Here is a 15,288-nt window from a genome sequence, read left to right on the forward strand (position 1 = left end):
ACGTGCTACTTTTTCATTTTTAGCGAGTGATGCAAAATCAGGGAACTTCATAAGTTTTACGGTTTATTAATGGTGACTTATTAGATCATACCTTTAATGTAATTGGTATTAAAATACGATTTAAACCTCGGAGTTCTGAATTCGTCGGTCCTTTTTCAATTCTGCAACGCAAAGCCATGTTCACGTTAATAATACTAATTAATTACAATTGGTTATTGCTATTACAGCTGAGCTCTCCTAATTTAACTGCAATTAGTTGCTAGGGATTATCCAATGAAGCTTGAAATGATTTGTACAGGTGAAGAGGTATTGGCAGGGCAAATTGTTGATACTAATGCTGCATGGTTTGCCAATACCCTGATGGAGCATGGCGTAGAGTGCCAGCGTCGGATCACTGTGGGTGATCGACTTGAAGATCTTATTGCCGTTTTTAAGGAACGCAGTACTGAAGCTGACGTCATTGTTGTCAATGGGGGCTTGGGTCCTACAAGTGATGACTTGTCTTCGGAGGCGATGGCATTAGCCAAAGGTGAACCGTTGGTGGAGAACAGCCTATGGCGCGAACGCTTAGAGGATTGGTTTACGCGTAATGGACGGGTTATGGCTCAGAGCAACCTCAAACAAGCATTATTGCCCGAGTCTGCAATTATGATTGATAACCCTGTTGGAACAGCGTGTGGTTTTGCCGTTAAGCTGAATCGGGCGTGGTTATTTTTTACCCCTGGGGTGCCATTCGAATTTAAGCAAATGGTTAAAGAACAGTTTGTACCGTTTATTAAGGAAAGGTTTGAGATCGCCGCGGATGTTTCGCTACGTAAGTATTTAACGCTTGGGCAGGGAGAATCATCTTTAGCTGATGCACTTGAAGCCGTTGTTTTGCCAGAGGGAATAACGATCGGCTATAGAGCATCTATGCCACACATTGAAATAAAACTGTTTGCTCGTGGGCAGTCGGCAATTGGTGAGATGGACAAGATAGAGGCGCAAATACGCTTTCTACTTGGCACTGCGATTGTTGCTGAAAATAAAAAGAGCTTGGCGGAAGAGATCCATGGGCTGCTGGTCAGTTCTGAAAGTAGCCTCAGTGTGGCAGAGTCATGCACTGGTGGCATGATCGCAAGCCAGTTAGTTGCGTTTTCCGGTAGTTCTTCCTATTTTCATCAAGGCTTAGTAACTTATAGCAACGAGTCTAAAGTACGAGTGCTAGGCGTTAAAGCCGAAACGTTAGATGATCATGGAGCTGTGTCTATCGCGACAGTAGAGGAGATGGCTAGAGGGGCAAGAGGCATACTCGATAGCGACTATGCGTTAGCCACTAGTGGTATAGCCGGCCCTACAGGCGGTACTGATGATAAGCCTGTAGGAACAGTTGCCATTGCGTTAGCTACTAAGGGTGGCGTTTATAGTCAGATGATTAAACTGCCGAGACGTTCGCGTGACTTGGTTCGTAGCTTAAGTACGGCTGTAGCGTTTGATATGCTGCGCAGAGAGTTACTCGGTGAAGCGGTAATTGTCGATTATGGCTCAATCACTAGATTCAAAAAATAGAGAAAACGGCAGTAATGGCTAACTTATTACTGCCGTAATTAGGGTCTACTCGTCAAACACGAGTACCAGTTTACCTGGCTTAACTTCAATACGTTTTGTCATTTCAGCGATAAGAGCCTGATTTGATTCTTTTGTATCGAGTACATAAACAGGTTGAGTCTCTAAGAATTGAGTTAAGAAGCCCATCAGCTGAGGCGCTATTGAACCAATCGCTTTCTCAATATCCTTAGGTTGTGACTCCACTTTTACCAAATTTAGGTTCCGCAGGTAGACACTATTGTTACTTGCATCGTACCAAGGCTGCGCTTCAAATTTTGCGGTTATATCGGCACTAATAGGTAACATTGGATTACGCACTTTGACTCGAGTCGAAGCCGTGACTGCCATAGTGTCGGGCTTTTCACCTAAAGTAACATCGATATCATTAACCTTAAGTTCAATACCAAATATTTGATTACCTTGCTTGATCTCAAAATGCATTTCTTCACTGAGATAGCCTTCTAATTCCTTTTCGGTAATGCTGTATTGACTGACACAGCCAGTCAATAACAGCAATAAACACCATAGAGCAATATTGAATAATTTCATCAACCAGTGTTTCTCATTCCGGCTGCCACCCCTGCAATTGTTAACATGAGTGCTAGCTGTACGTTGTTAGACGTTTCCTCCTCACGGCGGGTACGAGCTAGTAGTTCCGCCTGAAGGAAGTTGAGAGGGTCAATATAGGGGTTCCTTAACTTTACTGATTCTCTACTCCAAGGAGTGTGTGCCATTAAGCTTTCTGATTGAGTAAGCTCAAGCACTGCTTCTACACCAATAGCGAGACGTTCACGTAATTGAACGCCTAGATGATGCAGTTCTTCGGGCACTAAGCTGTCCTCATAATACTTAGCCAAGTTAGGTTCGGCTTTGGCGTAAACCATTTCAAGCATAGATATACGTGTTTTAAAGAAAGGCCAGTGTTGCTCCATCTCTTGCAATAAAGGCAGCTCACCTCTTTGTGAGGCGGCTTGTAATGCTTCGCCTGCACCTAGCCAGGCGGGTAACATTAAACGATTTTGAGACCAGGCAAATATCCAAGGGATAGCACGTAAGCTTTCAATCCCACCATCAATTCGACGCTTAGCTGGTCGACTACCCAAAGGTAATTTTCCTAACTCCACTTCTGGCGTAGCTGCGCGGAAGTAAGATACAAAGTCTGGCTCCTCCCTAACAATGGCTCGATAAGCCAACACAGATTCGTCAGCAAGTTGCTCCATACAGCGACGCCACTCAGGCTTAGGCTCTGGCGGTGGAAGCAACGTTGCCTCCATTACAGCCGATGTATACAAAGCTAGGCTCTGTACCGCCAGCTTAGGCAGGCCAAACTTAAAGCGGATCATCTCACCTTGCTCTGTGACGCGAATACGGCCGTCTACAGATCCTGGAGGTTGAGACAAAATCGCCTCATGTGCTGGTCCGCCTCCACGGCCAATCGTGCCACCACGTCCATGGAACAGTGTTAGCTTAACATCGGCATCTTGGCTAACGGCGACCAATTTTTCTTGAGCACTGTATTGTGCCCAGGCGGCTGCCATTACACCTGCATCTTTGGCTGAGTCAGAATAACCAATCATGACTTCTTGAATACCCTTGGTGTAGCCACGATACCAATCAATACTAAAGAGAGAAGACATACATTGAGAGGCGTTATTCAAATCATCTAATGTTTCGAATAACGGCACCACTCGCATTGGGTGAGGGCAACCGGTTTCTTTTAATAATAGTAATACGGTCAACACATCTGAAGGCTGGCTGGCCATTGAAATAACATAAGAGCCCATTGCTCTTGCCGGTTGCGTGGCGATTAAGCGGCAAGTTCTGAGTACTTCTGCAACATCATCAGATCCTTGCCATGTCGCTGGGATCAATGGTCGCTTGCTGGTGAGTTCTCTTAGTAGGAAAGACTGTTTCTCCGCTTCTCCCCAATGTGCGAAATCACCCAAGCCTAAATATCGGGTTAACTCCGCAATGACATCTGCGTGACGCTGAGCATCTTGGCGGATATCGAGCCTGAGCATGTGTATACCAAAGCAGGCGAGGCGACGGAGCATGTCGAGGAGTAAACCATTGGCAATCAAACTCATACCACGGTCACTTAGACTCTTATAAAGCATCATCAGAGGCTCTTTAAGATCTTGCTCTTCCCAGATGATGTCGTTTAAGTCGACTTCAGGATGATGACCTTCAAGTCTGGCGTTGAGATAATCGATGGTTTTTCTTAGCTTCTGTCGCAGACATTTTAGTACGTCACGATAGGGTTCGTTACTGTTGTTGGTGTATGCAAGCAACTCGTCATTAGCGGCCTCCATCGACAGATCATTGACCAAAAGTACTACGTCTTTAAGGTAAAGTCTGGCGGCGGTGTGACGGTTTCGATCGAGTACCTCTTGAGTGACCACTGAAGTAACAAATGGGTTACCATCGCGATCACCCCCCATCCAACTAGAGAATCTCACCGGTGCAATATCAATGGGAAGTTGAGTATTGGTACGCTCTTCCACTTGCTGGTTTAATTGCCTTAAAAAGTCGGGGATAGCTTGCCATAACGACACTTCAATGGTGCTTAAGCCCCAGCGAGCTTCATCAACGGGGGTTGGTCGCTCATTTCGGATCTCATTGGTATGCCAAATTTGCGCGATAAGCTGACGCAAACGCAGATGGTGTTGTTTCTTCTCTTGCTCAGTTAATTGGGTGTTTTCTAACGCAGTGAGTGAATCAACTACTGCGGAATACTTCTGGATCAGTGTGCGCCGTGAAATCTCGGTAGGGTGGGCGGTCAGTACCAAATCGATATCAAGGGTTTTAAGGCAGCTAAGCATTTTTTCTTGATCGATATTCCCGCCTAGCATTCTCCCAAGAAGCTGCTCTACGGGATCTGGAACACAAACTAGTTCATCACAGTTACGGCTAATGGTGTGAAACTGCTCGGCGATATTGGCCAAGTTTAAAAATTGGTTAAAAGCTTTGGCAAATGGCACGAGTTCATCATCACTCAAAGAGGAGAGCAAGGTAAGCATCTCTTCGCGGGCGGCATCGTTACCTTGACGTGAACTTTTAGAGAGATGGCGGATCTGTTCGATTTTGTCTAGGAAAGTGTCATCGAGATCGGTGCGAATAGTGTCACCTAAAATCTGCCCTAAGGTGCCAACGTTCGACCTTAGCGACGCATACATATCAACCATACGTGCTCCATTATTAGTAAGCTAATCGATCACAATACCTAGCGACTGCGCACTAGGCAATGATCTGGTTTGGGTTATCGTGTCTGAATGTGCTCTACCTCACCTTTCAATCCATTAATTATGGCGCTTAGATTTAGTTTGGACTAAATATCTGCCTTAACAACATGAGTTATTTTATACAGGCATGATATATCAGCTCTTTTAATAGCTGTTTAGTGCGATTGATATAATGCAGGTCAAGATACTCGTCTGGCTGATGGGCTTGCTCGATACTGCCTGGGCCGAGCACCAAAGTTTGACAACCAAGTTGGCGAATATAGGGGGCCTCAGTTGCATAGTTGACGACTTCAAGTTCATTATCAGACAGTTGCGCAACGAGTTTGCTCCAACTAGCCTCTTTATCCTCTGCAAATGGCTCCGAGCCAGGATATAGCGGTGCAACACTAATACAACCAGGGTACTGACTAGAGACCGGTGCCAAGTAGTTAGCAACCATTAGCTCTAAATCCTCAAGTGCCAGGCCTGGAATTGGACGAAGATCGATATGTAGATCGCAACAGCCGCAAATTCTATTAGCAGCATCACCACCGTGAATATGGCCAAAGTTCATGGTTGGGTAGGGGACGCTAAAAGCATTCTCTCGATAGTTATCTGCCAAGTGCTGTTTGAGTTTTAGCAATTGTCCGGTAACTAAATGCATAACCTCGATGGCATTTAGCCCTTTAGCGGGATCAGATGAATGGCCACTACGACCTGTTACTCTTATGCCTTGAGTAAAATGACCTTTATGCATATAAACAGGCTTTAGACTGGTAGGTTCGCCAATTATGGCGTAATCGGGGCTGATAGATTTAGCAGCGGCAAAAGCCTTGGCGCCATTCATTGTGGTTTCTTCATCAGCGCTAGCAAGTATATGCAGGGGCCGTTTGAACTTATCCATTGGCAGCTCTTTTAAGGCTTCTAACACTAAAGCAAAAAAACCCTTCATATCGCAAGTGCCTAAACCGTACCAACGATCATTCTTTTCGGTCAGCAGGAAAGGATCTTGACTCCAGCGACCCTCATCAAACGGCACGGTATCGGTGTGCCCAGCCAGTAATAATCCACCTTTGCCACTGCCAAAAGAGGCAACAAAATTGTGCTTATCACGTGTGTTAGCAACTGGCTGTGCTTGGCAATTCATGCCTAAATCAGTAAACCAACTATGCAATAGCGCTATGACAGCTTTATTGCTCATATCATGCTGCGCTTCTAATGCGCTTATTGAAGGCGCTGCAATTAGCTGAGTGAAGCTACTCTTTATATCAGGTAATGTTGTCATCAAATAATACTCAAATATATATTCAATTATATTGCATAATTAATTTCGTGTGTTAGTCTATCAAACAGCTAAGATAAGTACCATGTTTTGATGGCCTATAAATGAGAGTATATATGTTTAACCTAGTTCAATTAATAATAATTAAGGCCAGCAATACCCACTTCCTGCGACGATAATCTTGTCTTTATGGTGTTCAGCCAGGGCTTAAGTTTCTGCCCACTCTTTTTTCGTTTTGTCATATAAATTCAAGATTAAGGTTTTAAAATCATAGACTATGAAAAATATAGCCATTATTGGTGCTAGCGGTTATACCGGCGCACAAATCACTTCTCTCATAAATGCTGAAGCGGACTTAACCATTCAGGGGCTTTATGTTTCTGAAAATAGTCTAGATAAAGGCAAGCCACTTGCTGAGCTGTACCCTAGCTACAGTCATATTAATCTTTGTTTAAGCCCACTCACCGATGATGCTAAAGCGGCCATCATCGAACAGGCTGATGCAGTCGTATTAGCGACCGACCACGCGGTGAGTCTGCACCTTGCGGCTTGGTTCTATCAGCAAGGACTGGTCGTATTTGATTTAAGTGGCGCATACCGGTTCGAATCCTTAGATAAGTATCCTAAGTGGTATGGTTTTACTCATGAATACCCACAAGTTCTTGCTGATGCGGTTTATGGTTTAGCAGAATGGAATGCGGACAAAATTGCTAGCAGCAAAATGATTGCGGTGCCGGGTTGTTATCCAACGGCGTCACTTATGGCATTAAAGCCATTATCCGATTTACTGACCGACGTATTCCCGGTGATTAATGCTGTCAGCGGTGTGACAGGTGCAGGCAGAAAAGCACAGCTACATACTAGTTTTTGCGAAGTAAGCTTAACGCCATACGGAGTACTGGGTCATAGGCACCAACCCGAGATTGCAACGCAGCTCGGACAAGAGGTTATCTTTACGCCTCATCTAGGCAATTTCAAACGTGGCATCCTTGCCACGATTACAGTGAAGTTAGCTCAGGGCACAACAGCCAAAGATATTGAAGCGGCTTATAAGTGTTATGACAATACGCCACTTGTGACGGTAAAGCAGAACCAGTTTCCCAAGATTGATGATGTGGTACAAACACCCAATTGTTTGATCGGTTGGAAGTATGATGCCGAAACAAATTACTTAGTGGTATCGAGCGCAATTGATAACTTAATGAAGGGTGCTGCAAGCCAAGCCTTACAGTGCATAAAGATTCATTTTGACAAGTCGTTAAATTAACCGGTTTGGAGTCAGATATGGCAACATTAAATACAGATATTAATACAAAGTCCAAACCTGTGATGGTGCTAAAAGTGGGTGGTGCATTATTGCAGTGTGAAATGGGTATGGCTCGTTTAATGGAAACAGCTGCAAAGATCATTGCTAATGGCCAGGCTCTGATTATGGTGCATGGCGGAGGTTGTTTAGTCGATGAGCAGCTTAAAGCAAATAACATGGTGACCGAAAAACTGGACGGACTGCGTGTGACACCAGCTGAACAAGTCCCCGTCATTGTTGGTGCACTCGCTGGAACAGCAAATAAAATACTTCAAGCAGCTGCCATTAAGGCTGGCATTACCAGCTTAGGAATGAGCTTATCTGATGCAGATATGATGACGGCAAGCATAAAAGACCCTCAGCTTGGACTCGTTGGTGAAGTCGAGCCCAACGATGGGAGTTATCTTGAGTTCGTGCTTACTAAAGGTTGGATGCCCATTGTTAGCTCCATCGCTATTAGTGCTAAAGGCGAGATGCTTAATGTTAATGCCGACCAAGCAGCCACAGCTTTGACTAAACTTGTTGGCGGAAATCTTGTATTGCTGTCTGATGTGTCCGGCGTACTCGATGGTAAAGGGCAATTGATTAGCAGTTTGAATCGAGCGGAGATTGCCACACTAACTAAGATTGGTGTGATTGAAAAGGGCATGAAAGTAAAAGTCGAAGCAGCTTTAGAAGTTGCCGAATCGATGGGACAAGCGGTGCAAATTGCATCTTGGCGTCATGCAGAACAACTTATTGCATTAAGCAACGGTGAAACCGTTGGTACTCAGATTCAACCTTAGGAGAGCGGTTTCATGGACCATTTATTATCAATTAAAGATCTATCACAGCAGCAACTTTTGGACCTGCTAACACTGGCAAAAAACATTAAGGCCAACCCTGCCGATTATAGAAAAGCATTAGACGGCAAGAGTGTCGTCATGCTGTTCGAGAAGCCATCATTAAGAACGCGTGTCAGCTTTGATATCGGTATTAATAAGTTAGGCGGTCACTGTTTATATCTTGATCAGCAAAATGGTGCATTAGGAAAGCGTGAACCCGTCTCTGATTTCGCTGCAAATATTTCTTGCTGGGCTGATGCCATCGTGGCGCGTACCTTTTTGCACTCAACCATAGAGCAGCTGGCTGAACATGGCACTGTACCTGTCGTTAATGCGCTGTCCGATCTTTACCATCCGTGTCAGGGCTTGGCAGACTTTCTAACCTTGTCTGAGCAATATGATGACGTTAGTAAAGTGAGACTCGCCTATGTCGGTGATGGCAATAATGTGACCCATTCATTGATGTTTGGTGCCGCTATTCTTGGTGCTCATATGACGGTCTTGTGCCCACCAGGCCACTTTCCCGATGGCAAGGTCGTTTGCGAAGCTCAGGCACTAGCCGCAAAACATGGCGGAACTTTAGTGCTTAGTTCTGACATTGAAGCAATCGCAGGCCATGATGCTATCTATACTGATACGTGGATCTCAATGGGTGACAGCGCTTCAATGGAAGAGATAGAAGCTAAATTTAAACCTTATCAGGTTAATAGCGAATTGATGGCCGCAGCAGGTGCAAAACACTTTATGCATTGCTTACCAGTCTACCGAGAAGTTGAAGTAACAACCGAGATTGTCGATGGCGAAGGTTCGTTGATCCTGCATCAGGCTGAGAATCGTATGCATGCACAAAATGCAGTGTTAGTGACCTTGTTAGGTCAGTAACAACGCGTTAATTAATTTATATTTCGTTGAGTATTCGACGAGAAGATATCAAGTATTAGGACGTAAATATGTCAATCAAAGCAAAGAAAACAGACGTTAAAAAAGTCGTGCTAGCGTATTCAGGTGGTCTCGACACTTCAGCCATTATTCCTTGGCTCAAAGAGACTTATGATAACTGTGAAATTATTGCCTTCTGTGCCGATGTTGGTCAAGGTGATGCAGAACTTGAAGGTTTGCACGAAAAGGCGATTAAATCGGGCGCATCAGAGTGCCATATCGTCGATCTAAAAGAGGAGCTGGTGGCTGATTATATCTACCCGACCATTGCTACCGGTGCTATTTACGAAGGAACCTATCTACTAGGGACTTCTATGGCGAGACCTATTATTGCTAAAGCACAGGTAGAGCTAGCACGTAAAGTTGGTGCAGATGCGGTTTGTCATGGTTGTACTGGTAAGGGTAACGATCAGGTTCGTTTCGAAGGTTGTTTTGCTGCACTGGCTCCAGACTTAAAGGTGATTGCTCCATGGCGTGAGTGGGAGATGGTGAGCCGGGAAGATCTGCTCGATTATCTTGCTGAGCGTAATATCGAAACGACCTCTTCAGTGACTAAGATCTATAGCCGTGATGCCAATGCTTGGCATATTTCTCACGAGGGTGGTGAGCTAGAAGATCCATGGAACGAGCCTACTAAAGGTGTGTGGACCATGACAGTCGCGCCTGAAGACGCGCCCAATGCACCAGAATACGTCGCAATAGAAATTGAGCAAGGAAAGATCACCAAGGTGAATGGTGAGGCGCTTTCACCCTATAAAGCACTCATGGTATTGAATGAAGTCGCTGGTGCTCATGGTGTTGGCAGAATCGATATTACCGAAAATAGACTTGTCGGAATGAAATCTCGTGGTTGTTATGAAACCCCTGGTGGCACAGTAATGTACGCTGCACTGCGTGCCATTGAAGAGTTGGTACTTGATAAAACAAGCCGTGAATGGCGTGAACAAGTCGGCGCGCAAATGGCGCATCTAGTCTATGACGGACGTTGGTTTACACCACTTTGTGAATCATTGCTTGGTGCATCGAAGCCACTAGCGGATCTTGTCAACGGTGAGGTTATTATTAAGCTCTACAAAGGCCAAGCGAGTGCAGTGAAAAAACGCTCGCCTAACAGCCTATATTCAGAAGAGTTTGCCACTTTTGGTGACGATGATGTTTATAACCAGAAAGATGCTGAAGGCTTTATCCGTTTGTATTCGCTTTCGAGCCGGATCAGAGCGTTACACGGCCACAATAAATAGCATCGACAGCAATTAACTAGCGATTTTAATATTTAGAACTATTTGGCGGACAGAGCATCCGCCTAGCATTTAAGAGGAAGCCAAAATGGCATTATGGGGCGGTAGATTTAGCCAAGAGAGCAGTGCACTGTTCAAACTTTTTAACGACTCTTTGCCTGTGGACTTCCGACTCATAGAGCAAGATATTCAAGGTTCAATCGCTTGGGCCAGTGCTATCACACAGGTGGGGGTTTTAACCACCGATGAGTGTACGAAATTACATGTGGCATTAAATGAGCTGTTAGGCGAAACGTTGGATAACCCACAACTAATAATTGCTTCTGGTGCAGAAGATATTCATAGTTTTGTTGAGCTATCGCTAATTGCCAAAGTGGGCGATTTAGGCAAGAAATTACATACTGGACGTTCACGTAATGATCAAGTCGCTACCGATCTTAAGCTTTGGTGTAAAAAAGAGGGTCAACAACAACTTGAGCTGCTGGCTAAGCTCAGATCGGCGCTTATTGCATTAGCAGAGCGTGAAATCGATGCTGTTATGCCTGGGTATACCCATCTGCAAAGAGCGCAGCCGGTGTTATTTGGTCATTGGTGCCTTGCCTATGTTGAGATGTTTGAACGTGATATAAGCCGTTTAGAAGATGCATTAAAGCGTGCGGATACTTGTCCGTTAGGCACGGGTGCGTTGGCGGGAACCGCTTATCCAATGGATAGAGTTAAGCTTGCCGAGTCACTAGGTTTTGCTGGGCCAACACTTAATAGCCTCGACACGGTATCTGACAGAGACCATGTGATTGAGATCTGTAGTGATGCATCAATAAGTATGATGCATTTAAGCCGTATGGCCGAAGATCTAATCTTCTTTAATAGTGGAGAAGCAGGTTTTATCGAGTTAGACGATGAAGTCACCTCTGGCTCTTCATTGATGCCGCAGAAGAAAAATCCCGATGCACTTGAGCTTATTAGAGGCAAGACTGGCCGAGTTTATGGCAGCTTAGTGGGTATTCTCACTACCATGAAGGCGCTACCACTGGCATACAATAAAGATATGCAAGAGGACAAAGAGGGGCTATTTGATGTGATGGATAGCTGGGCTATCTGTTTAGAGATGGCAGCGCTAGTGCTAAGTGGTTTACAAGTTAACCGTGAAAGAACACTGATTGCCGCGCAACAAGGCTATGCTAACTCAACTGAATTGGCTGATTACCTCGTCGCGAAAGGGATGCCGTTTAGAGAAGCGCACCATGTGGTAGGTGAGGCTGTAGTGAAAGCTATTGCTAAGCAAACACCGCTCGAAGATCTGCCATTAGCAGAGCTGCAGAGTTTCAGTGCCATCATCGAAGCTGATGTTTATGAGTGTTTAACCATTGAATCGTGCTTGGCCAAACGTGAAGCCTTAGGTGGAACATCAATCATTCAGGTAAAATCTGCATTAGCAGTAAAACAATCGAGCTAATGATCGCTTAACTCCAGCTTAGGTTATTTAAATTAACGATCAAAAAAGGCGGCTATTTTATTGAGAAATAGCCGCCTTTTTGATGTTTGTTACTGCTATTGAAACAGATCTTCTTCCACTGACTTATCGATAAAGATATCGCTATTATCTTCCTCTTGCTCGGTGGCATATTCCGTTGGCTCAGTGCCGGCAATAAAGTACTCAAATTTGCTGGTGTAGTCTGTCTTACGCGTCAATTTGCCAGTGGCTAAATCGATTCGAGCAGAGACAATGCCCTCCGGTGGGGTCGTTGGTACGACAGGCGTGCCCGCTAAGGCATCTTTCATAAACTCATTCCAAGCTGGCCCTGCTGTTTTAGCTCCGGCTTCAGCAAGTGATATTTGATCTTTGGCACCGTTAGCATTCCAGCTGGTGCGACCTAACTCTTGACCGTGATCATCAAAGCCCACCCATACGGTGGTGGCAAGCTTAGGGTTGAAGCCACTAAACCAGGTATCGCGTGATTCGTTGGTAGTCCCTGTCTTACCGGCAATGTCACGACGTTTTACCACTCTAGCTGCACGCCATGCGGTGCCATTCCAACCGGTCCCCTTGCTCCAATTTCCGCCACCCCAAATAACGCTTTTTAGCGATTCAGTAATAAGGAAGGCGGTTTGTTCTGAAATGATTCTTGGTGCAAAGCGTGAGTCATTGTTGCCGCATTGAATCGCGCTGGTGGTGACTTCAGTCTCTTGCTTACTGTCTACGGTACTTAGGAATTCGTTTGCCATCGCAGCAAATGGATCCTCTGCTAACGGTTGCTCAGGGGCCGCTGGAGTACAGGCTAGCGTCGGATCAGCAGCTTCAAACAGTTCGCCATTAGCAGACTCTATTTTTTCAATAAAATAGGGTTCAACCAGATAGCCGCCATTAGCGAATGTTGAAAATGCCGTCACCACTTGCAGCGGTGTTACCGAAGGTGAGCCTAGTGCAATTGATTCATTGCGAGGAAGATCGCTGGGATCAAAACCAAACTTAACCAGTTGCGCAATGGTGGTATCAAGCCCGCTATAACGCATGGCTCGCACTGACATAACGTTGATAGATTGCGCTAAACCAACACGCAGCCTTGTTGGGCCGCCATAGACATCTGGAGAGTTCTTTGGACGCCAAGCAGTGCCTTGTCTGGTATCTGGCTTATTAATCGGTGCATTGTTGATAAGCGTCGATAAGGTGTAGCCCTTCTCTAATGCGGCGGTATAGATAAACGGCTTAATGTTAGAGCCTAATTGGCGCTTAGCTTGGGTGACACGGTTATATTGACTGATATAAAAGCTAAAGCCACCCACTAAATTTTTGATGGCGCCGTTTTGAGGATCTATCGATACAATCGCACTGGCAACCAGTGGCACCTGGCTCAATTGCCAAATATCACCGTTGTTACGGATCCATACTTGCTGACCCGCTGTTAACACATCGGATGCAAGTTTAGGCGCTTTGCCTTGTCGTTTATTGGTGATGAATTTTCGAGCCCACTTAATGCCATCCCAAGGGAGATCGTAAATGTCTCCCTTCGCTGTCATTACTTTCGCAGTTTGCTCCTCGATGGATATTACTGCCGCGGGATACATGCCTTGGAATGAACCCGTTTGCTTTAATTTAGCTCTTATCTCTTCGACAGCTAGCGGTGTTTCACTCCAAAGTACTTTAGTACGTCCGCGGTAGCCATGGCGTTCGTCATAGGAGTAAACGTTATGACGCAGGGCTTTTTGAGCATCAAGCTGTAGTTTTGAGTCAACAGTGGTATAGATATCGTAGCCGCCCGTATACGCTTCCTCTTCACCATATTTTTCAACTAAGTAGTCGCGGGCCATTTCTGAAATATAAGGAGCATATAAGTCGATGACAGCGCCGTGGTATTTGGCGGTGATAGGTGCTTGTTTTGCTTCTTCATACTGAGCTTGAGTGATATTACGCTTCTCAAGCATACGGCTGAGCACCCAATTACGACGGTTAAATGCGCGGCTAGCGTTTCTAATTGGGTTTGCTGCAGATGGCGATTGAGGTAAACCTGCAATCATTGCCATTTCTGGCAAGGTTAATTCGCTTAACTCTTTGCCGTAATAAACTTGAGCGGCAGCTCCAACACCATAAGCGCGGTTTCCGAGGAAAGAACGGTTAAGGTAAAGCGTTAAAATCTCTTGTTTGCTGAGGGCTTTTTCGATTTTTAATGCCAGGAAAATTTCTTTGGTCTTACGTATATAGGTTTTATCTCGGGTTAAAAAGAAACCGCGGGCGACCTGTTGAGTGATCGTGCTGGCACCCTGACTCTTTTTACCTGTTGTGATCAAGATAACTGCGGCGCGGACGATACCAATAGGATCAATACCTCGATGCTCAAAGAAACGAGCGTCTTCGGTATCGAGTACAGCATTTATTAACTGTTCTGGAACATCGTCATAGCGGACGGGAATTCGACGTTTCTCACCAAACTGGGAGATCAGCTTGCCGTCACTACTATAAATTCTAAGTGGTGTTTGCAGTTTTACCGTCTTAAGTGTGGTGACATCGGGCAGGTCTGGAAGCACATAAAAATATGCCGCCACAATAGCACCAATGCCAAGTAGCCCTAGGCTAAAAAAAGCAATAACAAGACGTTTTAACCACTTCAAAGGAAGATTCCATGAATATAAATAAGACCCGTAGTATATACCCATCTTACCTGAATATGCAGGGTTCAGTGGGAATTTAATAGGCTTTAATCAAGGCTTTGATTGTCACTAATGGTTGTTCCCTTGGTAAAATCACTAACACAGAGTAAAGCCTATTAAAGCCCATCGCAGAAGGGGTTGTGCAAGTCCACTTCGTTGTTGCACTAACTTAAAAGGGAGTAACCATTTCTACGTTAATGCGCCTAGAATTGAACTGGCACAACGCCTCTGAAATGAGCATGTTCAAGTTGGATGGGTATACAAGCCGTTGAAGGAATGGTGAAGTAAAAGACTAAGGATTAATGCTTTGATTAATAAAATGGGCATAGTAAGAGTAAAAAATAACAATATAAATAAGCTATAGGGTGATGGTTTAAGTAGAAGCTACGCCGCCTTCGGAATTTGCTGCTGAGTTTTCAATAATTAGTGTTGTTAGAACAGCATAACCCTTGCTATGAGTGAGTCAGGCGCTCATATTTTACTCGAGCAAACCGTCAGGCTCGTATTTTATTATGTGTTGTATTCGATGTTATTGACAATTAATTCGGCTGAAAAATAGCCGCCGTCAGAACTGTGACGGCAGTTTTAAATGCTGCAATTAATGATGTTTGTAGTCTTTGTAACTGCATTTTGCTTAAAACTAGTGTAGAGGCTAAAAATGAACTGTGTTTTTAGTTTGACGCGTCACGGAGGGATATAAGTAGTTATTAAAAGTCAATAAAATGGCAATTGTAAAATCTAGAAA

10 protein-coding genes are annotated in these 15,288 nt (G+C 44.8%); 6 read left to right on the forward strand and 4 right to left on the reverse strand.

What is annotated here, in order from left to right; all coding sequences use genetic code 11:
* The first annotated feature begins 273 nt into the window (after positions 1-273).
* Positions 274-1,548, forward strand: coding sequence for a CinA family nicotinamide mononucleotide deamidase-related protein (locus L2755_RS20580; RefSeq protein WP_248982535.1), 1,275 nt, complete (start codon positions 274-276; stop codon positions 1,546-1,548).
* A gap of 45 nt (positions 1,549-1,593) precedes the next feature.
* Here the strand turns inward: L2755_RS20580 and L2755_RS20585 are convergent, their stop codons facing one another.
* The 3 genes from L2755_RS20585 to argE all read right to left on the reverse strand — a co-directional run bounded on the left by L2755_RS20585 (position 1,594) and on the right by argE (position 6,093).
* Positions 1,594-2,136, reverse strand: a complete 543-nt coding sequence (locus L2755_RS20585) for a YceB family lipoprotein (RefSeq protein ID WP_248982536.1) — start codon at positions 2,134-2,136, stop codon at positions 1,594-1,596.
* Positions 2,136-4,772, reverse strand: a complete 2,637-nt coding sequence (ppc, locus tag L2755_RS20590) for a phosphoenolpyruvate carboxylase (RefSeq protein WP_248982537.1) — start codon at positions 4,770-4,772, stop codon at positions 2,136-2,138. The genes L2755_RS20585 and ppc overlap by 1 nt, the downstream gene beginning before the upstream one ends.
* Positions 4,773-4,941: 169 nt before the next feature.
* The gene (gene argE / locus L2755_RS20595) at positions 4,942-6,093 is read right to left on the reverse strand and encodes an acetylornithine deacetylase (RefSeq protein ID WP_248982538.1); all 1,152 of its coding nucleotides are present in this window, start codon (positions 6,091-6,093) and stop codon (positions 4,942-4,944) included.
* Positions 6,094-6,367: 274 nt separating this feature from the next.
* Here argE and argC point away from each other — a divergent pair, with 274 nt between their 5' ends.
* The 5 genes from argC to argH all read left to right on the forward strand — a co-directional run bounded on the left by argC (position 6,368) and on the right by argH (position 11,853).
* The gene (gene argC, locus L2755_RS20600; protein ID WP_248982539.1) at positions 6,368-7,357 is read left to right on the forward strand and encodes an N-acetyl-gamma-glutamyl-phosphate reductase; all 990 of its coding nucleotides are present in this window, start codon (positions 6,368-6,370) and stop codon (positions 7,355-7,357) included.
* Positions 7,358-7,374: 17 nt separating this feature from the next.
* Complete coding sequence (argB, locus tag L2755_RS20605) at positions 7,375-8,181, forward strand: acetylglutamate kinase (protein WP_248982540.1); 807 nt, start codon at positions 7,375-7,377, stop codon at positions 8,179-8,181.
* Positions 8,182-8,193: 12 nt separating this feature from the next.
* On the forward strand, positions 8,194-9,102 hold the full coding sequence (locus L2755_RS20610; protein ID WP_248982541.1) for an ornithine carbamoyltransferase: 909 nt from the start codon (positions 8,194-8,196) through the stop codon (positions 9,100-9,102).
* A gap of 68 nt (positions 9,103-9,170) precedes the next feature.
* Positions 9,171-10,400, forward strand: a complete 1,230-nt coding sequence (locus L2755_RS20615; RefSeq protein WP_248982542.1) for an argininosuccinate synthase — start codon at positions 9,171-9,173, stop codon at positions 10,398-10,400.
* Between the two features lie 85 nt (positions 10,401-10,485).
* The gene (argH, locus tag L2755_RS20620) at positions 10,486-11,853 is read left to right on the forward strand and encodes an argininosuccinate lyase (protein ID WP_248982543.1); all 1,368 of its coding nucleotides are present in this window, start codon (positions 10,486-10,488) and stop codon (positions 11,851-11,853) included.
* 95 nt (positions 11,854-11,948) lie between these two features.
* Here the strand turns inward: argH and L2755_RS20625 are convergent, their stop codons facing one another.
* Positions 11,949-14,504: a penicillin-binding protein 1A gene (locus L2755_RS20625; protein ID WP_248982544.1), complete on the reverse strand. Its 2,556-nt coding sequence runs from the start codon at positions 14,502-14,504 to the stop codon at positions 11,949-11,951.
* Positions 14,505-15,288: the final 784 nt, after the last annotated feature.

Origin of the sequence: Shewanella abyssi (assembly GCF_023284025.1) — a bacterium.
GTDB classification, from domain to species: Bacteria; Pseudomonadota; Gammaproteobacteria; order Enterobacterales; family Shewanellaceae; genus Shewanella; species Shewanella abyssi.

Coding starts and splice junctions, on each gene's coding strand:
- L2755_RS20580 (WP_248982535.1), top strand. CDS start 274: ATGAAGCTTGAAATGATTTGTACAGGTGAAGAGGTATTGGCAGGGCAA.
- L2755_RS20585 (WP_248982536.1), bottom strand. CDS start 2,136: ATGAAATTATTCAATATTGCTCTATGGTGTTTATTGCTGTTATTGACT.
- ppc (WP_248982537.1), bottom strand. CDS start 4,772: ATGGTTGATATGTATGCGTCGCTAAGGTCGAACGTTGGCACCTTAGGG.
- argE (WP_248982538.1), bottom strand. CDS start 6,093: ATGACAACATTACCTGATATAAAGAGTAGCTTCACTCAGCTAATTGCA.
- argC (WP_248982539.1), top strand. CDS start 6,368: ATGAAAAATATAGCCATTATTGGTGCTAGCGGTTATACCGGCGCACAA.
- argB (WP_248982540.1), top strand. CDS start 7,375: ATGGCAACATTAAATACAGATATTAATACAAAGTCCAAACCTGTGATG.
- L2755_RS20610 (WP_248982541.1), top strand. CDS start 8,194: ATGGACCATTTATTATCAATTAAAGATCTATCACAGCAGCAACTTTTG.
- L2755_RS20615 (WP_248982542.1), top strand. CDS start 9,171: ATGTCAATCAAAGCAAAGAAAACAGACGTTAAAAAAGTCGTGCTAGCG.
- argH (WP_248982543.1), top strand. CDS start 10,486: ATGGCATTATGGGGCGGTAGATTTAGCCAAGAGAGCAGTGCACTGTTC.